Below are 26,635 nucleotides of genomic sequence, written 5' to 3'. Positions count from 1 at the left end.
AGTCGTACCCTCCGGCGCGCGCCGTGTGACAGCATCCGCTCTCGCAACGCCCCGCACCGTCAGGTCCGGGGCGTTTTCCGTCGGAAGACTCCCTGACCTGTGGCCGGACACCACCACAAGGAAAGGAATCATGGAGAGGCTCTCCGCGCGGCTGCTGTCGTGGGCGTCCCTGATCGATGAGAAGACCCTCGATCAGGCCCGCACCACCTCACGCATGCCGTTCATCCACCCGCACCTGGCGCTGATGCCGGATGCGCACCTCGGCAAGGGCGCGACCGTTGGGTCTGTCATCCCGACGCTCGGCGCGATCATCCCCGCGGCCGTCGGCGTCGACATCGGCTGCGGCATGATCGCCGTCCGCACGCCGTTCACGAAGGACGACCTCGACGGGCGCGACCTCGTCGGGCTCCGGGAGCAGATCGAGCGCGCGATCCCGCTGTCCGCCGGGCGCTACAACAACAAGGTCGTGGCGACGGCCGCACCGCGCATCGCCGAGCTGGAGGAGCGAGCACGTGCGGCCGAGTTCGACCCCGAGGGCTACGCGAAGAACTGGCGGCTCCAGCTCGGCACGCTCGGCTCGGGGAACCATTTCATCGAGGTGTCGGTGGACGAGCTCGACCGGGTCTGGCTGTTCCTGCATTCCGGGTCCCGTGGCGTGGGCAACAGGATCGCCGGGCACCACATCGCGGTCGCGCAGCGGCTGGCGAAGCAATGGTGGATCGACCTGCCCGACCCCGATCTGGCCTACCTCGTCGAGGGCACGCCGGAGTTCACGCGCTACATCCGCGAGCTCCGGTGGGCACAGCACTTCGCGCTGCTGAACCGTGAGGAGATGATGGACCGCGTCATCCGGCAGCTCTCCGAGTTCCTCGGCGCCCCGGTCGAGGAGGAGGAGCGGATCAACTGCCATCACAACTTCACGGAGTCGGAGATGCACTTCGGAAAGCGCGTCTGGGTGTCCCGCAAGGGCGCGATCCAGGCGGACGCGGGTCGGCCCGGACTCATCCCCGGGTCGATGGGCACGGCATCGTACGTGGTGGAGGGACTCGGCGATCCCCTGTCGCTGAACTCCTCGCCGCACGGAGCCGGGCGGGAGTACTCGCGGTCCGCGGCGCGGAAGACGTTCACGCACGCGCAGCTGCGGGAGGCGATGGCCGGAATCGAGTTCCGGGACACCGACGCCTTCATCGATGAGATCCCCCAGGCCTACAAGCCCATCGATCGTGTGATGGAGGATGCGGCGAGCCTGGTGCGGATCCGGCACACGCTGCGCCAGCTCGTCAACGTGAAGGGCGACTGACCGAGGGCCGGGTGAGGAGGGATCCTCTCCCGGCCCTTCCTCCCCGATCCCCGCGATTCCCGGTGTCTCCACAGAGCGCGAGTCGCCGGGCGTGGCGTCCGCCAGGATGCTGGCAGGCTGAAGGATCCGGTGCCACGATGAGGGGATGGAAACCATGGACGGTGCACAGGTCTGGACCATGATCGGCGCGTTCACGGCGCTGATGATGGGCATGCTGACGGTCTTCTCGACGCTGTTCATCCGCGTCCTGCGCAGCGAGATCGGCGGCCTGCGCAACGAGATGACCGGTCAGCTCGGCGGCCTGCGCAACGAGATGACCGCGCGCTTCGACGCGGTCAACACCCGGTTCGACGCGGTCGGCACGCGCATCGACGGCGTCAACGCCCGCATCGACGGTCTCGACCGTGATGTGCAGGCGCTCGTGAAGCGCACGTTCGGGCTGGATCGGGAGTGAGGATCGACGCATGAGGATCGTCGTCGCAGGAGGGACCGGCGTCGTCGGCACGCCCACCGTGGAGGCCGTCCGGAGCGCCGGTCATGAGGCCGTCGTGCTCAGTCGTTCGCACGGCGTCGACCTGGTCAGCGGGCGCGGGCTGGAGGCGGCGCTGACCGGAGCCGATACCGTGATCGATGTCGTGAGCGTCGAGACCCTGAAGGCGAGCACGGCGATCGAGTTCTTCACGGCCGCCACCGGGAACCTCCTCACCGCCGCCGCGGACGCCGGGGTGGGACACGTCGTCCTACTCTCCATCGTCGGCATCGACCGGATCCCCTACGACTACTACGCGGGCAAAGTGGCCCAGGAGAAGCTGGTCTCCGCGTCCGCCGTCCCCTCGACGATCCTCCGCGCCACCCAGTTCCACGAGTTCGCCGCGCAGATGTTCGCGCGCGCGAAGGCGGGGCCGCTGCATCTCGCCCCGCGTGCGCGCACGCAGCCGGTGGCGGCCCGCGAGGTCGCGGAACAGCTCGTCACGCTCGCGACCGGGGACGCGCGGGGTCGCGTGCCTGATCTCGCCGGCCCGCGCGAAGAGCAGCTCGCCGACATGGTGCGGGCGTACGCGCGACGCATCGGGTACCGCGGGTGGATCCCGGCGCTGAACGTGCCCGGTCCGCAGATGGCGGGGATGCGCGCGGGGAAGGCGCTGCCGGGACCAGACGCGGTACGCGGGACGCAGACGTTCGCAGAATGGCTTGCCGAGGCGGTGCCGGCGCGCGCAGACTGAGGAGGGGCGGGGGTCTTCCAGCAGTCGAGCGACCAGGAGCACGCATGGCGAACCTCAATCCGTACCTGTCCTTCCGCACCGAGGCCCGCGAGGCCATGGAGTTCTACCGGGGAGTCCTCGGCGGAGACCTCGACATCACGGTCTTCGGCGACTTCCCCGACATGGTGCAGGATCCGAGCCAGAAGGATCTCGTGATGCATGCGCAGCTCACGACCCCCGACGGGCTGGTGCTCATGGCCTCCGACACCCCGGCGGGCATGACCTACGAGAAGCCGCAGGGCGTCTCCGTGTCGCTGAGCGGCAACACCGAGGAGGCCACCCGACAGGTGTGGGACCGGCTCTCCGAGGGCGCCACGATCACGATGCCGCTCGATGTGCCGCCGTGGGGCGGGACGTTCGGCATGCTCGTCGACCGCTTCGGGATCGCTTGGATGCTGCACGGCGACCCGGAGTGATCACCGGGCCGTGAGCGCCGGACTCAGCGCGGCAGCACCGCGCGGCACGCGAGATGCAGTGCCAGCCGCGCCTCGGGGTCGCTCATGTCGATCCCGAGGAGCTCCTGGACCCGTCGGATCCGCACGGCGACCGTGTTGCGGTGCAGCCCGAGTGCGGCCGCGGTGGCCGCGATGCCGGACTCGTGGTCGAGGTACGCCGACAGAGTCCTGAGCAGCTCGCCGCTCCCCTCGGCCAGAGGGGCGAGCAGCGACTGCGCGGCCGGGACGAAGGTGTCGTTGCCGGTCCAGGCGAGCAGGAGTTGCTCGAGCCCGAGGCTGTCGACGCGGACGAACCATCCGGTCGCCGACCGGGCCGCAGCGATCCGTGCGGCGTCGCCGGCTTCGTCCAGCGTCGCCGCCAGTCCTTCCGGCCCGGTCTGCGCCGAGCCCACCCCGGTCGCCACCGCGAAGTCGCGCAGTGCCGCGAGGTGAAGGTCGCGCAGTGCCGTCACGGCCCGCTCGATGCGGTCGGGCCCCGGGGCCTCGGCGAACGAGAGCCAGCCGCTGAGGCCCCGACCCGCCGTCGTCGCGTGCGCCTCAGCGTCGATCGCGCTGAGCCCGGGCCTGATCGCACGGAGGAGTGCGAGCGGCTCCACCCGGCTGCGCGCCACCATACGGAAGCCGAGGTGATGCCCGCCGGTGCGCCACCCCCGCTCCGCCATGCGCCGTTCCACGTCGGCGTCGGCGGCTCCACGGAGCTCGACGAAGTCCCGCAGCAGCCCCGACGACGCGGCGACGTCGTTGACGGCCGCGATCTCGTCGATGAGGATGCGGGCGGCCACCGCGGGCATGGCGACCTCCGCGGCGACCAGGAGCGACCGCAGCTGCGCCTCTCCGAAGCCGTGGCCGAACAGGACGAGACGCAGACCGGACCGGCCGGGGCTGTCCACCCGCACCGAGGCGGCCGCGCCCTCCCCCGCCCTGGCACTGTCGCTCCACGCATCGAAGCGGATCGCCGCATGCAGCGCGGCATCCAGGTGTCCGCCGGCCTCCCGGAGCACTCCCGCGGCGTCGACGAGGGCGACGCCGAGACCGAGGTTCGCCGCGAGGTGTCCGAGCAGGTCACCGAGGTCGTCGGCGGCGTACTCGAAGGACTGCGCGACCTTGCGCACCCGCGTGAGCGTGAGGGCGTCCCTGGCCTCGATGAGCATCCAGCAGGCGCGGGCGAGCTGGACCGGCCTCTCGACGTCGAGGAGAGCGAGACCGATCCGGTCCGCGAGGCGGAGCGCCCCGGGGTCGACGCCGGCGGCGCCGGGGAGCGCGAGTCCGGTGAACCCGCGGTCGCGGACCCGGCGCAGCATCGCGTCCTGCTGCCAGGTGGCGATCGGCGCCCCGGCGGCGAGGATCGCGAGCCGGCCGGTGCCCTCGTCGGGCAGGTCGGACTCGCCGGCTTCCACCACCACCGCATCCCACGCCACATCCCGAGGGCCTGCGACGTGGCGGAGAGCACCGTTCTCCTCCTGGGCCAGCAGTGCCGGCAGCGCCAGCGCCCCGCTCACGCCGCGTCCAGATCGACGAGGCCGTAGGCGGAGGGCACCACCCGCGCCCGGCGCTCGGGGCGGGCGTTCCACCACTCGGGGGCGGGAAGGACCAGGGCCGCCACGGTGCGCCCCGGTGCGAGTTCGGTGACCTCGAGGATCTCGCGCGACACGGCGTCCAGGAGGACGATGATCTCGGGCGCCGCGGCCACCAGCAGGCCGTCGGTGAGCACCGCCAACGTCTCGGAACGGGTGACGATCCGGTGCACCGCTCCGCCGAGTCCGGCGATCTCGACCGCGTTCACGTGCGGATCGGTGCCGGAGGACGCACCGGCCACGATGCGACCCTCGGCGAGCAGCGTCCCGCCGAGCACCTCGGCGAGGACCGGCAGCGGTGCCGCCCGGTGCGCCAGGAAGCTGCGGCCGAGGGCGAGCGCGCGGGCGAGGTGGTCGGCGATGGCGTGCTCGCGCAGGTCGCCGACGGTGAAGCCGGCGAGAACGGCGCAGCCGACGCCTCCGGCCTGGATGATGGCCGAACGCACCACGCGCTCGGCATCGATCGCCCTCGTCGCCTCCACGAGCGCCACCCCGTCAGCCCCGGTCTCGCACGCGAAGACCAGTCCCGGGACACGGTCGACGAACAGCGACATCTGATCGAGTCCCGGCACCGCACGCCCCGTGCAGTCGGCGTCCACCACGGTGTGCGATCCGGCCAGGGTGAGCGGCGCGAGGCCGTTCATCCCTCCGCCCTCGAGCGAGCACACCGCCGGGACGGGATGCCCGAGCCATCTCTCCACCGCCCGCAGCAGCGGGGCGAAGGGCGCGGCACCGGGCATCCGCTCGCCGAGCAGCATCGTCGACCCGACGAAGGCCACGCCGAGACAGGGCGTGGCGGGGTCCAGCGCGTCCACCGGCGCGATGTCGAGGGGCCAGGGCGCGGTGGTGCCGAGGATGAGTTCGAGCATCGTCGTGGACCCGCCGCCGCCGGAGCCGAGCAGGGCGTACCCGCGGGCGAGCGCCTCCAGGTCGTCCCGCTCCAGCCTCATGGGATCCAGCCTAGGACGCGGCCATCCCCTCGACGGGAGCGAACTCCTCGGTCAGGCCGAAGGCGGAGGGCCCGAAGGCGGCCAGAGCCTCGGGGGTGCGCATCATCGCCGGCGTCGAGATGCCGAGCACCCGGACGCGCTGACCGTAGCGGAGTCCCTCCGTGGTGATGGGTTCGGCGGTCTCGTGATCGACGACGCAGATGAGATCGGGAACGATCGCGACGAGCCGTCCACCCCGCCGCGCGGTGAGGTTCTCGTTCTGGAACGCGATCTCGAACGTGTCGTCCTCCGCGGCGCCGAGCGGAGCGATGACCGCCCGCCCCTTCGCGAAACCCTCGGTGGTCCGTCGTTCGACATCCACCACCTTCCCGACGCAGAGCTCGCGCACATGCGGGTAGAGCGTGGTCGCGAGCGTCGCGGCGATCGCCTCGAACGGCGAGCGGTGCTCCTCCCTGGCGAGGCGGATCGCCCGGCCCAGGGCGAGGGCCATCGAGATGGTGCGCGGCACCGCCGTGCGCCGCACGTCGGCCCCGCTCATGGCGTACTCGGCGATGTGACCGACGCCACCCAGCCGGATCGTTATACCGCGGGCGAGCCACTCCATCTGACGATCGTCGTCCCCGGTGTCGATGACGACGCGCTCCCCGCGCTCTCCGGCGAGGGCGAGCGGCGAGCCGTGCACGCCGTAGACCGCGAAGGTCTCCATCGACAGCTCGGGGAAGGCCCGGCCCATGCCGTCCGCGTCGACGACCGGAAGACCGGTCTCCGCGGCGACGATGAGCGGGATCATCGAGTTGATCCCCCCGCACTCGATCGGCATGGTGGCATCGGCCCGGCGTCCCAGGTGATCCTCCAGGGTGCGCAGCGCGAGCGTGGGCTCGGTGCCGGCGGGGATCTTCTCGACCATCACGGTCGGCGCCCCCATCTGCGCGGTCGGGATGACGAAGAGGTCGTCGGCGAGGTCGTCCGGATCGAGGATCGTGATCGCTCCGGCGCCGAGCACCCGCTCGACCAGCATCTTGCCGATGTAGGGGTCGCCCCCGCCGCCGGTGCCGAGCAGCGTCGCGCCGCGAGCGAGGTCGGGCAGGTCCGCCGCGGTCAGCTCCCAGCTCATGCGGCGGCCCCTGCCGCGGCGTCTCCGGCGGAGACCGTGCCGTCGAACCGGTGCGCCGGGATGTCGTAGCCGAAGTACCCGGGGCCGACCATCGCGAGAGCCGCGTCCGAGTGCCAACGCTCGTCAGCGGGAGCGGCGATCACGCGGACGCGCTGGCCGTAGCGCAGCCCCTCGGTCGTGACGGGCTCCCCCGACTCGCCGTCGAGGACCATGATGAGGTCGGGGGTGGTCGCCAGCACCTGCCTGTCCGCCTCCGCGACGAGGTGCTCGTTCTGGAACTGCAACGTGAGCGAGGTGCCCCCGTCTCCGTCGATCCGTGCCCGGCCACGGGCGAAGCCGGTCGTCGTGGCCCGGTTCACGTCGGCGACCTTGCCACCGAACAGCTCGCGACCGCCGAGGAGCTCCACGACGGCGGCGACCGGGTCGGTCTTCGCCTCGCGGGCCTCCGCGATCCGCTGACCGATGTCGATGCACCGGGACAGCGACCCGGCCACCAGCGACTGGCGTGCGGCGGCACCCGACATCGAGAAGCCGGAGATCATGACGGAGCAGCCCATCTCGACGCACGCGACGCGCGCGATGCGCTCGGTCCAGGAGTTGTCGGCGGTCTGCAGCACGCCCGTGTTCCCCTTCTCGTCGCTGAAGGCGAGCGGCGAGGCCGTCACGCCGTACAGCGTCGGGAGCACCATCTGCAGTTCGGGGAATGCGCGTCCCATGCCGTCCGCGTCGACGAGGGGCAGCCCGAGCGCTGCGGCGGCGGCGATCGGGATCGTCGAGTTCACGCCGCCGACCTCGGCGCAGGCGATGTGCGTGACCGGGCGGCCGAGATGGATGCCGAGCGCCTTGACCGGCTCGATGACCTCCGCGAGGCTCGGCAGCTTCTCCACCATGACGGTGGGCGCGCCCATCATCGCGACGAACAGCACGAGGGCGTCGTCCGGCACCTCGTCGAGCGCCACGACCGTGACGTCTCCCGAGGCGAGGGCCTGGCGGGCGAGGAGGGCGCCGATGTACGGGTCGCCGCCCCCGCCGGTGCCGAGCACGGCCGCACCGCGGGCGAGACCGTCGATGTCGGCGGCGGTGATCGTCGTGCTCATGTCAGGCCCCCATGTCGAGGTCGCCGACGGCCTTCACGCGGATGCGCGTGGCGTTGCCGGGAAGATACGGGATGGGGACCTCGTCGAAGTCGATGATCGACACGGTCGCGGGCTTGGCACCGGCCGCGATGGCCTTGTCGACGGCCTCCGCGCGCACCTCGGCGATCGTCTCATCGCGACGGCCGGGCTCGATCGCGTAGACCTTGTCGATCTCGCCACCGACCTGCGCGATCGAGGCGCCGATGGCGTTGGCGACCGCGTAGTTCTCCGGCCGATGCACGGTGCCGAACAGGGGCAGCTCGTCGGGCAGCAGGATGGACCCGCCGCCCACGGCCACGACCGCGATGGGCTCGGGCGACGTGCGCATCCGGTCCACCGCCTCCGCGACGCGCTCCGCGATGCGGGCGAGCACGCGCTCCACGAACGCGGGGTCGAGGTGCGCGACCTTGGCGGGGTCCCCCACCTGCGCACGACCGGCGGCGACCGCGATGTCGGTGGCCGTGAGGGTCGAGCCCCCGAATACCAGCGCCTCCGTCGTCAGCCGGTAGCCGACCGAGGCCGGGCCCACCTCGGCCGTCTCCTCGTCGACGATGCTGCCACCGCCGATGCCGAGGGAGAGCACGTCCGGCATGCGGAAGTTCGTGCGGATGCCGGCGACCTTCACCTCGTTCGCCGTCTCCCGGGGGAAGCCGTTGATGAGCAGGCCGATGTCGGCCGTGGTGCCGCCCACGTCGATGACGGCGCAGTCGACGAGGCCGCTGGTGGCCGCCGCCCCGCGCATCGAGTTGGTGGGGCCGGAGGCGAAGGTCGCGACCGGGTACCGGCGCACGTAGTCCTCGTCCATGAGCGTGCCGTCGTTCTGGCTGAGGAAGATCGGCGCCTCGATGCCCTGCGCGCGGACCGCCGAGGTGAGCCCGTCGACGATCTCCGACGCGAGCTCACGGAGGGCGGCGTTGATGATCGTCGCGTTCTCGCGCTCCAGCAGTCCGATGCGGCCGATCTCGTGCGACAGCGAGATGGCGGCGTCCTCCCCCAGCACCGAGGCGACGATCTCGGCCGCCCGCACTTCAAGGTCGTGGTTGACCGGGCTGAACACCGACGAGATGGCGACCGAGCGGATGCCGTGCGCCTTCATGTCCTCGGCGTGCGCGCGGATCTCGTCCGGGTCGAGCGGCGAGATCGGGCGGCCGTCGAACTCGTAGCCGCCGTGCGCGAGGTAGCTGCGCGCCTGGGTGGCCGCGACGAGAACCTCCGGCCAGTCGATCAGCGGCGGCAGCGCGCGCGTCGCGGGCAGACCCAGCCGGAGCGCCGCGACCGGAGCCAGCCGGCTCGCCTGCACGAGCGCGTTGATGAAGTGCGTCGTGCCGATCATCACCGCGTCGATGTCGCCACCCTCGAAGGAGTGCCCCGCACGGAGGTCTTCGATGGCCTGGACGATCCCGCTCGTCACGTCCGGGGTCGTGGAATGCTTGACCCCGGCCAGGGTGCGGGTGCCGTCCATGAGGACGGCGTCGGTGTTGGTGCCGCCGACGTCGATGCCGATGTGCATGATGCTCGCTTTCGTGGAGGTGGTTCGTGTCCGGCGGGTCTGCTCAGACCGCGGCGGGGGCGCTGTCGACGGGGTTCGCCTGTCGGGTGGTCGCGACGCCGACGCCGCGCACCCAGCCGAGCTTGCCGGCGACGATGTAGAGCACCATCGACAGGAAGAGGCTGAGCAGCGAGGGGATGCCCCAGGTCACGAAGTAGCCGACCAGCGAGGAGACCAGCCAGACGACGATCGTGGCCGGGACGATGCGGGGCGCGGTGCCGGGCAGGGTTCCGGTCTCGCGGGTCGCGTCGAGCTCAGGACGCCAGCGGCGCACCACGTAGTACTCGGCGACCATGATCCCGGCGATCGGCGGGAACGCGACGCTGAGCACGACGAGGAACTCGGTGAACTGTCCGAGGATGCCGACGGCCGCCAGCACCGATCCGACGACGCCGAGGACGATCGTGGTGGTGACGCGGTGCAGGTTCTTGCCGAAGGCCGTGGAGATGAAGTTCACCAGGCCGAGCGTGGAGGAGTACAGGTTCCAGTCGTTGATCTTCAGCGTGCCGGTCAGCACGATGAACAGGCCGACGAACCCGACGGACGAGGTGACGATCGCGACGATGTCGCCGGTCGCCGCCGCGTGGGCGAGAAGCACGCCGGCGAGGCCGATCACGAACTCGCCGAGGGAGACGCCGAGCACGGTCTGCTTGACGACGTCGGCCCGCGAGCGGTTGAAGCGGGTCATGTCGCCCGTGATGATCGCGCCGACGATGAGACCGCCGGCGACGATGCCGGTGCCCGCCCAGACGCTCATGGTCGGGCCGGGCGCCGGGCCGGTGAGCAGCTCGCCGATGTCGTGGCGGGTGAGCTCGGAGATGACGGACCAGCCGACGAGGATCAGGAACAGCGGCACGGTGATGTTCGCGAGCCACTGCATCCCGACGAAGCCGAAGGCGACGATCGCGGTGACGGCGAGGCCGAAGATGAGGCTCCACGCCCAGACCGGCAGGGCACCGGGCATGAGGGCGTCGAGCGACTGCGCCGAGATGGCGGACTGGATGCCGAACCAGCCGATGAGGCTGATGCCGATCGCGAGGCCGACGAGCGACGCGCCGATCTCGCCGAAGCCCGTCCAGCGGGCGAGGAGCGCGGTGTTCAGGCCCTCGCGCTGGCCGATGAAGCCGACCACGCACATGATCACCTCGAGGATGAGCGAGCCGAACAGGAAGGCGAGGACGGCCTCGCCGAAGGTCATGCTGTAACCGAGGGTCGCGCCGAGGAGGAACTGCGAGAGGGCGGAGACCTGTCCGAATCGCTGGACGGCGATTCCGAACCAGGGCTTGCGGGCCTCTGGAGTCACTCGGGAGAGCGCGAAGTCGTCTGCGTGCGCCGTGCGTGCCATGGGGAGTCCTTCGGGAGGAGGATACGGGTTGCCCGCCACGGTACTCACCCCCTCTCCTCCCCGACATGTGCACTCCGCCTCAATCCGCCCTCCCTCTGTGCACACTGCCCACCCCCGCATTTCCCTCTCTTGTCGCCGAGACCTCGGGTTCACGTCGAAACCCCCTGTCTCCGGCGTCCGGGACAGGGGGTTTCGGCGCGAAAGCGGGGTCTCGCGGGTCAGTGAAGGGCGTTCTCCTCGATGAAGGCACGGAGAGCGTGCTCGTCGTCGGGCATCTCGGTCACGCGCTGGGGGGCGTCGAGCATGGCGCGGAGCTCGGGGGCGTACGCCAGCTCGACCCCGATGGCCTCGTGGATCGTCTCGGCGAACTTCTCCGGCTTGGCCGTCTCCAGCACCAGCATCGGCACTCCGGGCTCGACATACTCCCGCGCGACCTTCACGCCGTCGGCGGTGTGCGGGTCGATCACCTCGCCGGAGGCCTCGTACACGTCGCGGATGGTCGCGAGCCGGTCCTCGTGCGTCGAGGTGCCGCTCACGATGCCGAACTCCTCGGTGAAGCGCGGCTGCTCGGCCGAGAAGTCGAAGAATCCCTGCGCCTCCAGGTCGTCCCACGCGCCGACCACTCGCGCCGGGTCGCGGTCGACGAGCTCGAAGATGAAGCGCTCGAGGTTCGACGCCTTCGAGATGTCCATCGACGGGCTCGAGGTCGCCAGCGTCTGCGCAGCGCTACGCGGGCGGTACACCCCCGTGCGGAAGAACTCGTCGAGCACGTTGTTCTCGTTCGCGGCCAGGACGAGGCGCCGGATCGGCAGTCCCATCTGCTTCGCGAAGAACCCGGAGAGGATGTTGCCGAAGTTCCCCGAGGGGACGGTGAACGACACCTCGGTCCACCCGCCGGCGTCGGTCGCGCGCAGCCATGCCCAGAAGTAGTAGACGGTCTGCGCGGTGATGCGGGCGAGGTTGATCGAGTTCACGGCCCCCAGGTGCTGAGCGCGCTTGAAGTCGAGGTCGCCGGCGAGCTTCTTCACGAGGTTCTGGCAGTCGTCGAAGACGCCCTCCACCGCGATGTTGTGCACGTTCGCGTCGTCGAGCGAGAACATCTGCGCCCGCTGGAACGCGCTCATCCGGCCCTGCGGCGAGAGCATGAACACCGCGACACGCTCCTTGCCGCGCAGGGCGTGCTCCGCGGCCGAGCCGGTGTCACCCGAGGTCGCGCCGAGGATGTTGAGGACCGAGCCCTGGCGCTCGAGCGTGTACTCCAGCACCTGCCCGAGGAACTGCATGGCCATGTCCTTGAACGCCAGCGTCGGGCCCTCGGAGAGGCCGACCAGCGTGAGGTCGTCGTCCACGCGACGCAGCGGGACGACGCCGTCCGGGAAGTCCGCGTACGCCGCCGCCGTCATCCGGGCGAGGTCCTCCCGCGGGATGTCGGTCGCGAAGAGGCCGAGCACCTCGGTCGCGAGCTGCGGATAGGTCAGGGCACGCCAGCGCTCGAGCGTCTCGCCGTCGACCTCGGGCATGACGTCGGGGACGGCCAGGCCGCCGTCGGGCGCCAGGCCCTCCAGCAGCGTCTCGCTGAACGACTGCGGCTGCATACCGCCGCGGGTGGAGATGAACGGCACGTGTGCTCCTCGGCTCGGGACTCGGCGCCTCCATTCTCGCAGGCCGCGACCCTCGGAACGGACGCGTGACGACGGTCAGATCCAGCCGCGCTCCTCAGCGACGAGCACGGCCTGCTGACGGGTGCTCACCGAGAGCTTCCCGAGGATGACGGAGATGTGGTTGCGCACCGTCCCCGGCGCCAGCGCGAGCGCCCGCGCGATCTGTCCTGTGGTCTCCCCTCGACGCCCGGCGCGGAGCACGTCCAGCTCCCGATCGGTGAGCGGCGACCGCTCGTCGCTCAGCGCATCCGCCGCGATCTCCGGATCGACGTACCGGGCGCCGGCCGCGACGCGGCGGATGATCGCGGCGAGCTCGTCCGCACCTCGCGACTTGGGCACGAACCCGGAGACGCCGGAGGCGAGCGCCCGCCGGAGCACCCCTGGACGCGCGTGCCGGGTGACGACGATGCAGCGGGTCGCGATCGTGCGGTTGAGCCTCTCCGCGACCTGCACGCCGTCGAGTCCGGGCATCTCCAGATCGAGCAGGCACACGTCGGGTTCGAGCCGGACGGCGGCGGCGACGGCCTCCTCGCCGTCCGCGCACTCCGCGACGACGTCGATGTCTGCCTCGAGACGCAGCAGGGCGGCGAGCGCGGAGCGGATCATGCCCTCGTCGTCGGCGAGCAGCACCCGGATCATCGGACGATCTCCGCCCCCGCGGGCACGGTGACCGTCACGACGAACTCGTCGGCATCGCGCCGCTGCTCGAACGTGCCGCCCGCCTCGCCGATCCGCCGGCGGATACCCTCGAGCCCGGAGCCGACCGCCCCGTCCTCGGCCGTGGGTGCCGCGTCGTTGGCGACCTCGTACCGCCAGGCGTCCGCCGTCCGGTCGAGGATCAGGCGCGCGTGACCACCGCGTCCGTGTCGCAGGACGTTCGTGGTCGTCTCCCGGATCACCGGACCGAGGTCGGCCGCGGGTGCCGCGTCCGCATCCGGGTGGATCCGCGCCTCCACGATGAGCCCTGCGGCCGTGAGCAGATCCCGGGCGTTCGCCAGTTCGTCGCCGAGGGGCACCGAGCGGAATCGCGTGGCGAGGTCTCTGGTGCCCTGCCGCGCGTCGTCGACGCTCGCCCTGGCGGCGCGGAGCTGCTCCATCCCCGCCTGCGGATCGGTGGGCAGCAAGCGCTCCGCCAGTTCGAGCTGCAAAGCGATCACCTGGAGATGATGCCCCTGGAGGTCGTGCACGTCGGTCGCCACGCGCAGGCGCTCCTGCGTCGCCGCCAATCGCGCCTCCGAGGCGCGCGCCCGGTCCAGGGCCACGAGCACGTCCCACCACCACAGCGAGCTCACGGTCATCCCGGGGAGCATGACTCCGTAGAGCACCGGCACCCACACCGGGACCCCGGAACCGAGGGGGGTGGTCGAGTCGAGCAGCGCGAGAGCGACGAGCGCGACCGTCGCCGCCACGGCCACACGCACCCGGATCCCGCGGGGCCAGCTCACCAGCACGAAGACCTGTACCACGGGCATCGCGGCGAGCTGCCAGCTGCCGACCAGAGCCCCCGCCGCGCCGCCGTAGATCAGGGCGACGACGGTCGGCACGGCCAACCGCACCCAGCCCACCGCCGGGCCCGCGTCGACGCGATGACGGTAGTCGACCAGCAGCAGGACGGTCGACGCCGCCCAGAGCACCCCGCCGACCCCCACGACGAGCAGCGCGACGCCCGAGCGATCCAGTGCCACGGCGATGCCCAGCCAGGCGGCCACCAGCATGAGCTCGATGAAGATCACCCCGCCGACCGTGTACCACCAGGTGGCGGTGATGCCCCGCGCGAGCTGGCGGGCACCGGGACCGGGATCGGGGAAAGCGGGGGAAGGACTGCTCACGCTCCCCACGATAGAGGCGTGACACATGTCACGGGATCCGGGGGCGAACCGCACGGAGAGCGGTGACGCGGCGGCACTGCCACCGCGGGGCGCCATCGACTGGACTGGGGTCATCGCGACGGAGAGACCGTCTGCACCGACACCCGGAGCTTCCCCCATGAACCTCATCGAGACCTTCCAGAACCTCGTCGCCCAGGTCCCCGACCTCGTCCAGCCCCTCATCGTCGCCCTCGCCGGAGCGGTGCCGTTCGTCGAAGGCGAGGGCGCCGCGAGCATCGGCATCCTCGGCGGCATCCCGCCCGTGGTCGCGGCCGTCGCCGCGATGGTCGGCAACTTCCTCTGCGTCGCGATCCTGGTGCTCGCCAGCGCGGGCGCCCGTCGGGCCATCGTGGACCGCTCGCGGGCGAAGCGGCCGGTGACGGTGGGCGGCGGCACGAGCCTGGAGGCCGACGGCGTCCCGGTGGAGACCGGACGCGGCTCCGCGCGCCGCGAGAAGTTCCAGCGCGCGTTCGAGCGCTACGGCGTCCCCGGGGTGAGCCTGCTGGGACCGCTGCTGCTGCCGACGCACTTCACCGCTACCATGCTCGCCGCGTCCGGCATCGGCAAGGGGCGCATCCTCGTGTGGCAGGCCGTCGCGATCATCGGCTGGACGACCGTCATCGCGGTGATCGTGGGGAGCGCCGTCTACGCCATCCGCTGAGCCGAGGCGATGTCGGACGCCGGGGGCAGGATGAGCGCATGATCACTCTGCTGTCGGCCCCCAGCAACCTCGGTCTGCGCCCACCGGAGCCCGGCAGCGTGCCCGGCTCCGCGAAGGCACCGGACGCGTTCCGGGAGGCGGGGCTGTTCCGGCGTTTCACCGGTCAGGGCGCGAGCGACGGCGGCATCGTGCTCGCCGGCCGCTACGTGGACGACGACGCCACGCGGCCCGCGGGGCGAGTACGCAACGAGGCCGCTTTCGTCGACCACTCCCTCCGCCTGGCGGCGCGCATCGGGGAGGTCCTCGACGAGGGCCGCGCCCCGCTCGTGATCGGCGGCGACTGCGGCATCCTCATCGGCGCCGGGATCGCCGTGAAGCGCCGTGGAGGCGCGGGGCTCGTGCACATCGACGGGCACACCGATTTCCGCCACCCGGGCAACAGCGACGAGTGCGCGAGCGTGGCCGGCGAAGCGCTGGCGGGCGCCGTCGGCGTGCATTGGCCGGCGATCGCCGACATCGACGGACTCGCGCCGTACTTCTCCCCCGCCCGCACGGCCCACATCGGGCATCGCGCCGACGACGAGGAGCAGGCGGAGGTCCGCGGCCTCCTCGCGCGCGTCACGCCGGCGGCCGACGTCCTGGCACGAGGAGCCGACGCGGTCGCCGCCGAGACCGCCGCGGCCGCCGACGGTCGCTACTGGCTGCAGCTCGACGTCGACGTGCTCGACCCCTCGGTGATGCCCGCCGTCGACAGCCCGGACCCGGGCGGCCTCGGTGCCGCGGAGCTCACCGCACTCCTGCGCGCCCTCGCCCCGCAGGCGATCGGGGCGAGCATCACCGTGTTCGACCCGGACCTCGATCCGGACGGCCGCTACGCCCAGCTCCTGACCGAGGTCCTCAGCGATGGGCTTCGCGAGCTGGGCAGCGGAGCGCGCGACTGACGCGCCCCGCCACCCGGCGGTCCGTCAGTCTTCGACGCCCCGCTCGGCACCCGGATCGGTGAGCATCGAGACGCGCACGCGTGCGATGCGGCGGCGATCGATCTCCACCACCTGGATGGTCGCGCCCGGCACCTCGACGGTGTCGCCGACCACGGCGAGACGGCCGAGCTGCTCGGTGACGAATCCGGCGATCGTGTCCGAAGACCCCCGGGGCATCGCGAGCCCCGTCGCCTCCTCGAAGTCCTGCAGGTTGAGGCGCCCGTCCAGTCCGTCGTCGGCGGAGAGGAAGACCTCGGCGTCGTACTCGTCGAAGATCTCGCCGACGACCTCCTCCACGAGGTCCTCCAGAGTCACGAGACCGTCGGTGCCCCCGTACTCGTCCACGACGACGGCGATGTGGTGTCCCTCGGCCCGCATCCGGGTGAGGGTGGGCAACACCCCCGCCGTGGACGGGATGTACGGGATGTCGCGGACGAGCCCCTGCAGCGGGCGCTCCGGGTCATCCGCGGCAGCCTCGAAGAGGTCACGCACGTGCACGAAGCCGGTGATGTCGTCGATCGACGTCTGGGACACGGGGTACCGGGAGAAGGGCAGCTCGCGGACCTGCTCCATCGCCGACCCGACCGTGGCAGCCTCGTCGAGCGCCACGACCTCCGGTCGCGGGCGCATGACCTCGCTCACCTGGCGTCCCCGCAGCGAGAGCACGTCGTCGAGGATGCGGCGCTCGTCGTCGGGCAGGCCCTGGTGGGTCGCCACGATGTCGCGCACCTCCTCGTCGGTGAGCTCGTCGCTCGTCTTGTGCGGGTCGCCGCCGAGCACGCGGACGAGCGCGTTCGTCGAGACCGACAGCAGCCAGATCACCGGGCGCATGACGGTCGCGAAGCCGTTCAGGGCCGGCGCGACCGCGTACGCGAACTGCGCGTTGCGCTGGATCGCCAGCCTCTTCGGCACGAGCTCGCCGAGCACGAGCGACAGGTACGCGATGATCAGCGTCAGCACGATCGTGGCCAGCGTCATCGCGAGCGGAGGCGCGACGCCCCAGTCCTCCAGCAACGGCGCGACGGACGGCGCGATCGAGGTCGCTCCGTAGGCGGCGGACGCGAAGCCCGCCACGGTCACGCCGATCTGCACCGCCGAGAGGAAAGTGTTGGGATTGCGGGCCAGGGCGGCGACCTTCGCTCCCCGACGGCCGCGAGCGGCGATCGCGTTGAGCTGGCTCTCACGCAGCGTGACCAGGGCCATCTCCGTCGCAGCGAAGACACCGCCGATCAGCACGAAGAGCAGGACGAGGGCGATGTTCCAGAGCAGATCGCCCATCAGCGGGCGACCTCCTCGGTGGCGGGGTGAGCACCCGGGATGAACCGGGTGCTCGTACTGTCAGAGTCCGAAGAGTCAGAACAGCGCTGCGCGCTCAAGAGTGCTCCTTGTCGATGGTGGGGGTGGAATCGGTCGAGGACGAGACGGCGTTGCGGTGCCGGCGCGTCTTCATCAGGCTCGCGACGGTGGCGACCGCGATGGTCGCGGCGATGAAGAGCAGCGAGAACCAGATCGGGATCTCGGGCGCCCACAGCATCGGCTCACCGCCGTTGATGAACGGCACCTCGTTGACGTGCAGGGCGTGCAGCACGAGCTTCACGCCGATGAACGCGAGGATGACGGCGAGGCCCTGAGCCAGGTACACCAGGCGCTCCAGCAGCCCGCCGATGAGGAAGTACAGCTGGCGCAGACCCATCAGGGCGAACGCGTTCGCGGTGAAGACGATGTACGCCTGGTCGGTGAGGCCGTAGATGGCGGGGATGGAGTCGACGGCGAAGACGAGGTCGATGAAGCCGATCGCGATGATCGTCAGCAGCATCGGCGTGACGTAGCGCTTGCCCTTCTGGACGACCGTGAGCTTGTCGCCGTTGTACTCCTCGCTGACGGGGAGGTGGCGACGGACGAACGTCATGAAGCGGCCGTTCGCGGGGTTGCTCTCGTGGCTGCTGAAGGCCTGGCGGTACGCGAGGAAGAGCAGCAGCGCGCCGAAGACGTAGAAGATCCAGGAGAAGTTCTCGATGAGGGTCGCACCGACGGCGATGAAGACGCCGCGGAGGATCAGCGCGATCACGATGCCGATCATCAGCACCTTCTGCTGATAGATCTTCGGCACCGCGAAGCCCGTCATCACGATGAGGAACACGAAGAGGTTGTCGATCGACAGCGCCTTCTCGGTGAGGTAGCCGGCGAAGTACTCGCCGCCGTAGGTCCAGCCGGACACCATGCCGATGCCCACGCCGAAGAGCAGCGCGAGGCTGATGTAGAAGATCGACCAGCGCGCGGATTCGCCGATGCTCGGCTCGTGCGGCTTGCGGACGTGCGCGAAGAACTCGTACACGAAGAACGCGATGGTGACCGCGATCGTGATGACCCAGATCAAAGGGGTGATTTCCAACGGGTACTCCAGACTCGGGCGTGACGGAACAGCGCCAAAGTCTTCCCCATCCCGCCGAGCGGGACCGGTGGGCCGGGATGCAGACGCATCCGTAATGACGACCCGACCGTGTCGGAGTACTCCCCTTGGATAATCCAGGGTACGAGACGGTGCCCGAGCGATTCTGTGGATCTGCCGAGAACGCCCCTAGACTGGACGCGGCGACCGCCGGGGCGTGACGACCCCCGGCCTCCGTGCAGGCGGTCCCCGCGCGTCCGGCGTACCGACGAGAGGCCGGCTTCTCACCGGCGAAGGTGTGGTGGCACCGCGATCTGGCCCCCGCCCACACCTCCAGGGCTCCCACAACCTGGAGGAGAAATGAGATCACCCGACCCCGCCCGCACTCTCGCCGCGGAGCTCGCCGAGGCCACCCCCGGCCGCCGTGTCATGCTGCTCGGTCACGTCCATCGACGGAGGGAACTCGCCACCGTCGCGTTCCTGATCATCCGCGACCGTTCGGGCCTCGCCCAGGTCGTCGTCCGTGCCGCCGAGCTTCCGACGGACGGCCTCCCTCCGGAGGAGACGGTGGTCCGCGTGACGGGGACCGTCGCCGCGAACCCGCAGGCCCCCGGCGGCGTCGAGATCGTCGACCCGCAGATCGAGAGCCTGTCGGAGCCGGCTGCACCGCCGGTCGTTGAGCTGTGGCGCCCGACGCTCGAGACGAGCCTTCCGACTCTGCTCGACCACGCGGCGGTGACCTGGCGCCACCCCGCACGCCGCGCGACCTGGCAGATCGCCGCGGCGAGCGTGCGGGCGTTCCGCCGGGTGCTCGACGCTGCGGACTTCACCGAGGTGCAGACCCCGAAGATCGTCGACACCGTGACCGAGTCGGGGGCGAACGTGTTCCCCGTGGACTACTTCGGCAGGACCGGGTACCTCGCGCAGAGCCCGCAGTTCTACAAGCAGCAGCTCGTCGGCGTGTTCGAACGCGTCTACGAGGTGGGGCCGGTCTTCCGGGCCGAGCCCCACGACACCGTGCGGCATCTGTCGGAGTACGTGTCGCTGGACGTCGAGCTCGGGTTCATCCGCGACCACCGCGACGTCCTGCGACTCCTCGGCCACGTGCTGCGAGGCATGCTCGACGGCATCCGCGCCGACGCAGCGGAAGAGCTCGCGCTGCTCGACGCGACGCTCCCCGTCATCCCCGAGGACATCCCCGTCGTGCACTTCCGCGACGCGCTGCGCCGGGTCGGGGCTCCGGCCGACGAGCCCGACCTCTCCCCGGCGCACGAGCGGGCGCTCGGGGCGTGGGCGAAGGAGGAGTTCGGCAGCGACATGCTGGCCGTCGAGGGGTATCCGATGCGCAAGCGTCCGTTCTACACGCACCCGCAGCCCGACGACACGGAGTGGAGCAACAGCTTCGACCTCCTGTTCCGGGGTCTGGAGCTCGTGACCGGCGGACAGCGGCTGCATCGACACAGCGAGGTCGTCGCCGCGATCGAGGCGCGGGGCGAATCGCCCTCGAGGTACGCCGGCTACCTGGAGGCGTTCGCGCACGGGATGCCTCCGCACGGCGGCTTCGCGATCGGACTGGAGCGCTGGGTGGGCCGACTGGTCGAGGCGGCCAACGTCCGCGAGGTGACGCTGTTCCCGCGCGACGTCCATCGCCTTACGCCGTAGCCCCGGGACGCGACGAGGGCGACCGCGGTGTGCGGTCGCCCTCGTTCGTCAGCGCAGGATCACTCCGAGATCTCGGCCAGTCCCGACTGCTCGGCCCGATCGATGATCGCCGGGAGCGTCTCGTCGAAGAAGGTCACCAGCACCGCACGGGTCTTGACCGCGTCGCGCTCCGACGTCGCCTCGCGGATCGCGCCGACGAACTCCTCGACGGCGGACCAGTCCACGGCGTCCTTCGCGTGCTGGGTGAACCGGCGGATCTGCGGGCCGAGGCGCTCGATGGAGTTGGCGCGCGTGGCGTTGCCCTCGATCCGGGCGAAACCCGTCGCCGCGCTGCGGAGCGCCGCGCCGAACGCGATGATGTCCCGCGCCTGCACCGACGCCGCCATGTCGTCGGCGAGCTCCACGAGATAGGCCACATCGTCGTCCTGGATCACCGGCATGACGTGACGAACCGAGCCGATCCAGATGTCGCCGAACAGGTCGACGGCGTTGCGCACCCGTTCCAGATCGATCGGGGCCACGCGGGTGTATCGGTTGCGCTGCATCTCGACGAGGCCGTTGTCGGCCAGGCGGTCGAGGGCATGGCGGATCGGCGTCTTCGAGGTGCCGAGGCGTTCGGCGAGCTCGTAGTCGCGCAGGCGCTCGCCGGGCTGGAGTTCGCCGCTGATGATCGCATCCTGCAGGCGCACGAAAGCCTCGTCGCTCATCGACCGGCGTTCGAGGGGGCCGCCAGAGAGTGTCACACTGCCTCCAGTGGGGGTCATGGAGAGTGAAGTTCTACGTCTCAAGCAATATATCTCAAATGCGCGGGCGGCCCGCTCCGGACGTCAGGCGGAGGGCGTGACGCGCACGAGCATCTTCCCCGTGTTGGCTCCGCGCATCATGTCGAGGAACGCGTCGACCGTGTTCTCGATGCCGTCGACGATGGTCTCGTCGTAGGCGATCCGCCCTTCTGCGAACCAGCGGGTCATCTTCTCGCTGAACTCCGGCGACAGGTGCAGGTAGTTCGCCAGGGTGAAGCCCTGGAGACGGAGACCGCGCGTGATGATGTTCGCCATGTTGTCGGGCCCGGGCACGCGCTCGGTCGTGTTGTAGCTCGTGATGGCGCCGCACAGGGCGATCCGGCCGCCGTCGTTCATCACGTCGAGCGCGGCTTCGAGGTGGTCGCCGCCGACGTTGTCGAAGAACACGTCCACGCCCTCGGGCGCGAGGGCGGCGAGCTGCTCGCGCACCGGGCCGTCCTTGTAGTTGAACGCCGCGTCGTAGCCGTACTTCTCGGTCAGCAGGGCGACCTTCTCGCGCGAGCCCGCCGAGCCGATCACGCGGCCCGCGCCGAGGAGCTTGGCGATCTGACCGACAGCCGTGCCGACGGCACCGGCGGCGCCGGAGACGAAGACGGTGTCGCCCGGGGCGAGTCCGGCGATCGCGGTGAGCCCGACGTACGCGGTGAGGCCGGTCATGCCGAGGATGTGCAGGCGCAGCGACAGCGGCATGCCGGGCACCTCGGGCACGGCCCGGAAGGTCGACGCGTCCGCCTGCACGACATCGCTCCAGCCGTGCTGATGCAGCACGACGGTGCCGACGGGGAGGTCGTCCGCCGCAGAGGCGACGACCCGGCCGATGGCGCCACCCGCGATGACCTCGTCGAGGGCGTAGGGAGCGACGTAGCTGCGGACGTCGTTCATCCGCCCGCGCATATAGGGGTCGACGGAGACGAACTCGTTCGCCACGCGCACCTCCCCCGGCGCCGGATCGCTCAGCTCGACCTCGACGGTGCGGAAGTCGTCGTGGGTCGGCCACCCCTCGGGGCGGCGGGCGAGCTGGATCTGGGTGCTGATGGCGTGGGACATTTCTCTCCTTCGTGAGGATCTGGGGGGGGTGCTGCGGCCGGACTCAGACGAGGAGGCCGATGGCGAGCGCGATGACGCCGAGCGCCGGGATGGCGCCCTGCTTCAGGGCGGCGGACGCCTTGTCGGGGCTCGACAGCAGCAGCACGAGGCTCGCGGCGACCATCGATCCGGCGCCGGTGAAGACCAGGGTCGCGCCGACGGCCGTCGCTCCCGTGGCGAAGAGGACGATGCCGAGGAGGACGGCGATCGCGAGGAACAGGTTGTAGAAGCCCTGGTTGAAGGCGAGCTCCTTCTGTCGCGCGGCCTCCTCCGCCGTGCCGGTGCCGAACGTGCGGCGAGCGCGCGCACTGGTCCAGGCGAACGACTCCAGCCAGAAGATGTAGACGTGCACGAGCGCGGCGATGCCTGCGAGCACGAGTCCGGCGATGACCATGGCAGTCCCCCTTCGACGCGGCGGGGCCGCGCATTCTGTATCGGTCGTTCCAATATATACTGGATCAAGCGATTCACAAAAGAGCAGGAGCAGGGTGGATGGGGCGCACACAGACCTTCGACACCGCGGAAGCGGTCCGCGCGGCACGCGGCGTGTTCTGGGAGCGCGGCTTCGAGAGCGCGCCGCTGCCGGAGCTCGAGCGCGCGACCGGCCTCAGCCGCTCCAGCATCTATCACGCCTTCGGTTCCAAACGAGGACTCTTCGACGCCGCCGTCGAGAGCTACCTGGACGAGGTCATCCGTCCGCGCCTCGCCCCGTTGACGGGCGAGACCGTGGCGCCGGAGGCGCTGGAGACCTATCTCGGCGGACTGCGTGCGGCGCTGCTGACCGCGGGGAGCCTCCCGGCGACGAGCGGCTGCCTGCTGGTCAACACCGCCGCCGCCCCCATCGGCACTGACGACGCGGTCGCCCGGGTCGTGGCGTCCTATCGCGGGGAGCTCCGAGAGGCGTTCGCCCGCGGCGTCGGGGCCGCTCTCCCCGAGCTCGCGGGAACGGAGGTCGACACCCTGGCGGACGCCTGCACGGGCCTGGTGGTCTCCGCCTTCGCCCTCGTGCGCGTGGCCCCCGACGCGGCGGCGAGCGCGATCGATGCGGCGCTCGCCCTCCTCGCCGACCGGCGACGCTGCAGCTGAAGCCGCACCGAAACGACGAACGCCCGGGAGGGCGATCCCTCCCGGGCGTTCGAGGCCGATGTCAGGGGACGATGACGGCGCGTCCGCGGATGCTGTTCGACGCGAGGTCCTCGTACGCCTTCGGACCGTCGTCGAGCGTGTAGCTCTCGGTCTGGACGTGGATCTTGCCGGCGCGGGCGAGGTCCAGCACCTCGATCAGCTCGGCGCGGGAGCCCCAGTAGGGGATGCGCACGGCCGCGTCATAGGCGATCGAGCCGAAGCCGAGCGTCATGCTGCCCCCGCCGATACCCACGATCGTGATGTCGGCCTCGAGTGCGGCAACGCTCTGCGCCAGGGCGATCGTCGGGTTCGCGCCGACGAAGTCGAACACGGCGTTCGCGCCGAGACCGCCGGTGAGCTCGCGGATCTTCTCGGCCGCCGACGCGTCGCTGATCAGCACGTGATCCGCGCCGACCTCGGTGGCGAGCTTCAGCTTCTCGTCGTTCACGTCGAGGGCGATGACCGTGGCACCCGAGATGGCCTTGAGGATCTGGATGCCGACGTGGCCGAGACCACCAGTACCGATCACGACGGCGACCGTGCCGGCGCCGAGCTTCGGAAGCGAGTTCTTGATCGCGTGGTAGGGGGTGAGGCCCGCGTCGGTCAGCGAGACGTTCTGCACGGGGTCGAGGTCACCGAGCGGCACGAGGTGACGTGCGTCGTCGACGATCATGTACTCGGCCATCGAGCCCTGGCTGCCCAGCCCCGGAGGACGGATGCCCTCGGCGGCGGCATTCGTGCAGTAGTTCTCCTTGCCCATCGAGCAGTTGTGGCAGCGACCACAACCCCACGGACCATAGACGGCCACGGCATCCCCGACCTTGAGCGTCGAGTCGACGCCCTCGCCGATCTCGTGCACGATGCCGGCGCCTTCGTGGCCGAGCGTCAGCGGCAGCGGGTAACCCTGCTCGTGGTAGTCCTTCTCGGGAAGCCCCATGACGTAGTCGTCGGAATGGCAGACACCGCCCGCGGTGACCTTGAGGAGGACCTGTCCGGGACCGGGCTTCGGAATCGGGATGTCGACGACCACCGGGGGCTTGCCGATCTCGACGTAGCGGAGAGCTTTCATGAGCATCTTCTTCCTGGCGTCGAGAGGTCTGCCGCGCGGTGCGGAGGCGGGGGCTCTCGATACCGTCCCTTCCAGTATCCGCCCGAATCATCGTGATCAAACCGTTGCATTCGTTACCTCGCCGTTATACAGTGATCACACGGTGAATGTTTGCTGTGGCATCCACCGCATGTGATTGCAGGACACTCTTGGTGCAAGGGACAAGGGCCGGTCGGGAGCCTCTCCGACCGGCCCTTTACTGCGCCCGGTACTCTGTGAGGATGACCGATCGGAAGCTCGCGCTGGAGGCCTGGGAAAGCCTCTTCCGCGCGCAGCACGAACTGTTCACCGAGATGGCGGCCGACTTCGACACCAGCGACATCACGCAGGCCGAGTACGACGTGCTGCTCACCGTCACGCGCTCGCCGGAGATGACCGCCCGCCTGCGCGACATCACCGCCAACATGCTCATCAGTCAGCCGAGCGTCTCCCGCCTCGTCGACCGGATGGTGACGCGGGGACTGGTCGCGAAGTGCGCCGACCCGGACGACGGCCGCGGCGCCCTGATCCGCGCGACGGACGAGGGCGCCCGGGCCTTCCGTGCGCTCGCGACCGTGCACGGCCGGTCGATCGCCGACCGGATGTCACGCCTCGACGACGAGGAGCTGCGTCTGCTGCGCGACCTCGCGGAGAAGCTCCGCACCCGCTGACCGCTCCCCTCCTCCACAGGCAGGGCGACGGGAGGAACGCCCACCGATACCGGCATGATGGCGCCCGACGCGGTGGCGGGCGTCTCTTTTCTGGCAGGGTGGGTTGCGCACGCCCACATCGACCGTGGGCATATCGGACCGCCCCCTCGGGGGGAACCAGGGAGGTCATCCATGGAGATCGCCGGAATCGTCGGCATCCTCATCGTCATCGGGATCGCGGTCGTCGCCGCGATCGTCGTCCTGCTGATCCTGCTGCTGTTCGCCCGCAGCTGGATTAAGGTGGCTCGCGCCGACGAAGCGCTCGTCATCTCCGGACGCAAGCAGAAGGTGCAGCGTGCCGTGATCGGCGCCGACGGCACGAGCAGCTCGGAGATGTCGGAATCGCCCGTCACAGTCATCGTGAATGGGAAGTCGCTCGTCAACCCGATCACCCAGCGCCACGAGATCATCTCCCTCCGCTCACGGCAGGTGTCGCTCAACGCCGAGGCCCAGTCGCTCGACAACGTGACGCTCAACGTCGACGGCGTCGCCATCGTCAAGATCGGCTCCGACCCGCTGCTGGTGCGCCGGGCCGCCGAGCGCTTCGCCTCCCAGGACAAGGCCATCGAGCAGTTCACCACCGAGCAGCTCGAGGGCGCCCTGCGCGGCATCGTCGCGACGCTCTCCGTCGTGGAGCTCATGCGGGAGCGCAAGAAGTTCTCCGACCAGATCGCCGCCGACGTCTCCCAGGAGCTCGCCGAACAGGGCCTCATCCTCGACTCCTTCCAGATCAAGGGCATCACCGACAAGGTCGGCTACATCCAGTCCCTCGGTGCCCCGGAGATCCAGGCGAAGCGCCAGGCCGCGGAGATCTCGCAGACCAACGCCGACCGCGCGATCAACCAGAAGAACATCGCCAACCAGGAGGCGAACCTCGTCGAGCAGACCGCCCTCGACACCAACACCGCCAACGCCAACGCGGGCATCGGCCGCGCACGCGCCGAAGCGGAGCAGGCCGAGCAGCTCGCCCGCGCCCAGGCCGAGCAGGCCGTGCTCCAGCAGCAGGCCGAGAACAAGCAGGCGCAGCTCGACGCCGACGTCAAGCGCGTCGCGGACGCGCAGCGGTACGAGGCGGAGACCCGCGCGCAGGCCGAGCTGTACACGCGTGAGCGGGCGGCCGAGGCGGCGGCGATCGAGCAGGTCAAGCAGGCCGAGGCGCGCACCCGCATCGCCGAGCAGCAGGCACAGGCCGACAAGGCGCGCGCCGACGGTGAGGCGGCGGCCGCGATCGCGAAGGCCACCGGTGACGCCGACGCGCTGCGCGCCCAGGCGGAGGCGGAGGCCGAGGCTCGTCGGCTGCGCGCCAACGCCGAGGCCGAGGCGATCCGCGCCGAGGGTGAAGCCCGTGCCGCCGCTGTCGAGGCCGAGGCCAAGGCCATCGCCTCCAACCAGGATGCCTTCCTCTCGCAGCGCGTGCTGGAGGTGCTGCCGTCGATCATGTCGGAGTTCGCGAAGGGCTACGCCGCCATCGGCAGCGTCTCGATCGTCGGCGGATCCGGCGAGGACGGCGCGTCCAACGTCGTCGGTGCCGACAGCGCGAAAGCCCTGCGTTCGGTCTTCGACAGCGTGCACTCCGCGACCGGCCTCGATCTCGCCGGCATCATCCAGGGACAGGCCGTCGGCCGCGGCTTCGGGGCGGGAGTCGCCGAAGCGTCCGCACCGGCCCCCGCGCCGCGCACACCCGCACCGACCACCCCGCCGCCGCCCGCTCCCCCGGCTCCCGACGCGGAGTAGCAGCACATAACAGCGGATGCCGCGACCGACTCGGTCGCGGCATCCGCTGTACTGTCGTCGGGCACCACCTCCGCCGGTTCACAACTCAGGAGATCGGCGGGCACGGACGCGGCGATCCCTCTCTGCGCTCCGAATCCCCCCGCATCTCCTGAGTTGTGAACGGCTCCGGGCGTCGATCGACCGG

The 26,635-nt window shown here is 70.6% G+C and carries 25 protein-coding genes; 10 read left to right on the top strand and 15 right to left on the bottom strand.

All coding sequences use genetic code 11. The features are described 5' to 3' along the window. Nucleotides 1-130: 130 nt before the first annotated feature. The 4 genes from C6C15_RS03500 (at nucleotide 131) to C6C15_RS03485 (ending at nucleotide 2,978) form a co-directional block, all read left to right on the top strand. A complete protein-coding gene (locus tag C6C15_RS03500) occupies nucleotides 131-1,300 on the top strand; it encodes an RtcB family protein (RefSeq protein WP_105949280.1) in 1,170 nt (389 codons plus the stop codon). Between the two features lie 145 nt (nucleotides 1,301-1,445). Then, nucleotides 1,446-1,754, top strand: a complete 309-nt coding sequence (locus tag C6C15_RS03495; protein WP_105949279.1) for a hypothetical protein — start codon at nucleotides 1,446-1,448, stop codon at nucleotides 1,752-1,754. Nucleotides 1,755-1,764: 10 nt separating this feature from the next. Further along, entirely contained in the window at nucleotides 1,765-2,523 is a 759-nt protein-coding gene (locus tag C6C15_RS03490; protein ID WP_105949278.1) for an SDR family oxidoreductase, read from the top strand. A 44-nt stretch (nucleotides 2,524-2,567) separates the two neighbouring features. Continuing rightward, a complete protein-coding gene (locus tag C6C15_RS03485; RefSeq protein WP_105949277.1) occupies nucleotides 2,568-2,978 on the top strand; it encodes a VOC family protein in 411 nt (136 codons plus the stop codon). Between the two features lie 23 nt (nucleotides 2,979-3,001). On the opposite strand, the gene C6C15_RS03480 is transcribed toward C6C15_RS03485, so the two are convergent. The 9 genes from C6C15_RS03480 to C6C15_RS03440 form a co-directional block, all read right to left on the bottom strand. Then, nucleotides 3,002-4,516: a helix-turn-helix domain-containing protein gene (locus C6C15_RS03480; RefSeq protein ID WP_105949276.1), complete on the bottom strand. Its 1,515-nt coding sequence runs from the start codon at nucleotides 4,514-4,516 to the stop codon at nucleotides 3,002-3,004. Then, complete coding sequence (locus tag C6C15_RS03475) at nucleotides 4,513-5,541, bottom strand: S-methyl thiohydantoin desulfurase domain-containing protein (RefSeq protein WP_105949275.1); 1,029 nt, start codon at nucleotides 5,539-5,541, stop codon at nucleotides 4,513-4,515. Before C6C15_RS03475 ends, C6C15_RS03480 begins: the two co-directional genes overlap by 4 nt. Nucleotides 5,542-5,551: 10 nt before the next feature. Further along, nucleotides 5,552-6,655, bottom strand: coding sequence for a DUF917 domain-containing protein (locus C6C15_RS03470; protein ID WP_105949274.1), 1,104 nt, complete (start codon nucleotides 6,653-6,655; stop codon nucleotides 5,552-5,554). Further along, nucleotides 6,652-7,752, bottom strand: a complete 1,101-nt coding sequence (locus tag C6C15_RS03465; RefSeq protein WP_105949273.1) for a DUF917 domain-containing protein — start codon at nucleotides 7,750-7,752, stop codon at nucleotides 6,652-6,654. Before C6C15_RS03465 ends, C6C15_RS03470 begins: the two co-directional genes overlap by 4 nt. Before the next feature lies 1 nt (nucleotide 7,753). Beyond that, nucleotides 7,754-9,301 (bottom strand): hydantoinase/oxoprolinase N-terminal domain-containing protein, encoded by a 1,548-nt coding sequence (locus C6C15_RS03460; protein WP_105949272.1) that lies wholly within the window; start codon nucleotides 9,299-9,301, stop codon nucleotides 7,754-7,756. Between the two features lie 43 nt (nucleotides 9,302-9,344). Then, entirely contained in the window at nucleotides 9,345-10,685 is a 1,341-nt protein-coding gene (locus C6C15_RS03455) for a purine-cytosine permease family protein (RefSeq protein WP_060921385.1), read from the bottom strand. A gap of 218 nt (nucleotides 10,686-10,903) precedes the next feature. After that, nucleotides 10,904-12,307: a threonine synthase gene (gene thrC, locus C6C15_RS03450; protein ID WP_060921384.1), complete on the bottom strand. Its 1,404-nt coding sequence runs from the start codon at nucleotides 12,305-12,307 to the stop codon at nucleotides 10,904-10,906. Nucleotides 12,308-12,382: 75 nt separating this feature from the next. Continuing rightward, entirely contained in the window at nucleotides 12,383-12,985 is a 603-nt protein-coding gene (locus tag C6C15_RS03445; RefSeq protein ID WP_025104505.1) for a response regulator transcription factor, read from the bottom strand. Beyond that, nucleotides 12,982-14,175 carry a sensor histidine kinase gene (locus tag C6C15_RS03440; RefSeq protein ID WP_231919576.1) on the bottom strand — a complete coding sequence of 398 codons (1,194 nt, stop codon included), beginning with the start codon at nucleotides 14,173-14,175 and terminating at the stop codon, nucleotides 12,982-12,984. The genes C6C15_RS03445 and C6C15_RS03440 overlap by 4 nt, the downstream gene beginning before the upstream one ends. A gap of 157 nt (nucleotides 14,176-14,332) precedes the next feature. On the opposite strand from C6C15_RS03440, the gene C6C15_RS03435 reads away from it, so the two are divergent. Further along, nucleotides 14,333-14,875, top strand: a complete 543-nt coding sequence (locus tag C6C15_RS03435; RefSeq protein WP_060921383.1) for a hypothetical protein — start codon at nucleotides 14,333-14,335, stop codon at nucleotides 14,873-14,875. Nucleotides 14,876-14,913: 38 nt separating this feature from the next. Continuing rightward, a complete protein-coding gene (locus tag C6C15_RS03430) occupies nucleotides 14,914-15,816 on the top strand; it encodes an arginase family protein (protein ID WP_082749957.1) in 903 nt (300 codons plus the stop codon). A gap of 24 nt (nucleotides 15,817-15,840) precedes the next feature. Here the strand turns inward: C6C15_RS03430 and C6C15_RS03425 are convergent, their stop codons facing one another. Further along, nucleotides 15,841-17,133, bottom strand: a complete 1,293-nt coding sequence (locus tag C6C15_RS03425) for a hemolysin family protein (protein ID WP_060921382.1) — start codon at nucleotides 17,131-17,133, stop codon at nucleotides 15,841-15,843. Between the two features lie 94 nt (nucleotides 17,134-17,227). Next, entirely contained in the window at nucleotides 17,228-18,247 is a 1,020-nt protein-coding gene (locus C6C15_RS03420; RefSeq protein ID WP_060921381.1) for a TerC family protein, read from the bottom strand. Between the two features lie 357 nt (nucleotides 18,248-18,604). On the opposite strand from C6C15_RS03420, the gene aspS reads away from it, so the two are divergent. Beyond that, complete coding sequence (aspS, locus tag C6C15_RS03415) at nucleotides 18,605-19,906, top strand: aspartate--tRNA(Asn) ligase (RefSeq protein ID WP_105949271.1); 1,302 nt, start codon at nucleotides 18,605-18,607, stop codon at nucleotides 19,904-19,906. Between the two features lie 59 nt (nucleotides 19,907-19,965). Here aspS and C6C15_RS03410 read toward each other — a convergent pair whose 3' ends face one another. The 3 genes from C6C15_RS03410 to C6C15_RS03400 all read right to left on the bottom strand — a co-directional run bounded on the left by C6C15_RS03410 (nucleotide 19,966) and on the right by C6C15_RS03400 (nucleotide 22,189). Then, nucleotides 19,966-20,613 carry a GntR family transcriptional regulator gene (locus C6C15_RS03410; RefSeq protein WP_060921379.1) on the bottom strand — a complete coding sequence of 216 codons (648 nt, stop codon included), beginning with the start codon at nucleotides 20,611-20,613 and terminating at the stop codon, nucleotides 19,966-19,968. A gap of 120 nt (nucleotides 20,614-20,733) precedes the next feature. Continuing rightward, the gene (locus C6C15_RS03405; protein WP_105949270.1) at nucleotides 20,734-21,756 is read right to left on the bottom strand and encodes an NADP-dependent oxidoreductase; all 1,023 of its coding nucleotides are present in this window, start codon (nucleotides 21,754-21,756) and stop codon (nucleotides 20,734-20,736) included. Nucleotides 21,757-21,799: 43 nt separating this feature from the next. Beyond that, nucleotides 21,800-22,189: a DUF1304 domain-containing protein gene (locus C6C15_RS03400; protein WP_105949269.1), complete on the bottom strand. Its 390-nt coding sequence runs from the start codon at nucleotides 22,187-22,189 to the stop codon at nucleotides 21,800-21,802. A 98-nt stretch (nucleotides 22,190-22,287) separates the two neighbouring features. Between C6C15_RS03400 and C6C15_RS03395 the strand changes: the two genes are divergently transcribed. Beyond that, nucleotides 22,288-22,881, top strand: coding sequence for a TetR/AcrR family transcriptional regulator (locus tag C6C15_RS03395; RefSeq protein ID WP_060921376.1), 594 nt, complete (start codon nucleotides 22,288-22,290; stop codon nucleotides 22,879-22,881). Nucleotides 22,882-22,942: 61 nt separating this feature from the next. Here the strand turns inward: C6C15_RS03395 and C6C15_RS03390 are convergent, their stop codons facing one another. Continuing rightward, entirely contained in the window at nucleotides 22,943-23,989 is a 1,047-nt protein-coding gene (locus C6C15_RS03390) for an NAD(P)-dependent alcohol dehydrogenase (protein ID WP_105950743.1), read from the bottom strand. A 260-nt stretch (nucleotides 23,990-24,249) separates the two neighbouring features. Here C6C15_RS03390 and C6C15_RS03385 point away from each other — a divergent pair, with 260 nt between their 5' ends. Both C6C15_RS03385 and C6C15_RS03380 read left to right on the top strand, forming a co-directional pair. Continuing rightward, entirely contained in the window at nucleotides 24,250-24,678 is a 429-nt protein-coding gene (locus C6C15_RS03385; protein ID WP_105949268.1) for a MarR family winged helix-turn-helix transcriptional regulator, read from the top strand. Between the two features lie 171 nt (nucleotides 24,679-24,849). Then, nucleotides 24,850-26,451 (top strand): SPFH domain-containing protein, encoded by a 1,602-nt coding sequence (locus tag C6C15_RS03380; protein ID WP_083371007.1) that lies wholly within the window; start codon nucleotides 24,850-24,852, stop codon nucleotides 26,449-26,451. Nucleotides 26,452-26,635: the final 184 nt, after the last annotated feature.

The organism is Microbacterium sp. str. 'China', assembly GCF_002993305.1.
Lineage (GTDB): Bacteria > Actinomycetota > Actinomycetes > Actinomycetales > Microbacteriaceae > Microbacterium > Microbacterium paraoxydans.
The sequence above is the reverse complement of the archived record's forward strand: the minus strand, read 5'-3'. Positions and strand labels throughout refer to the sequence as shown.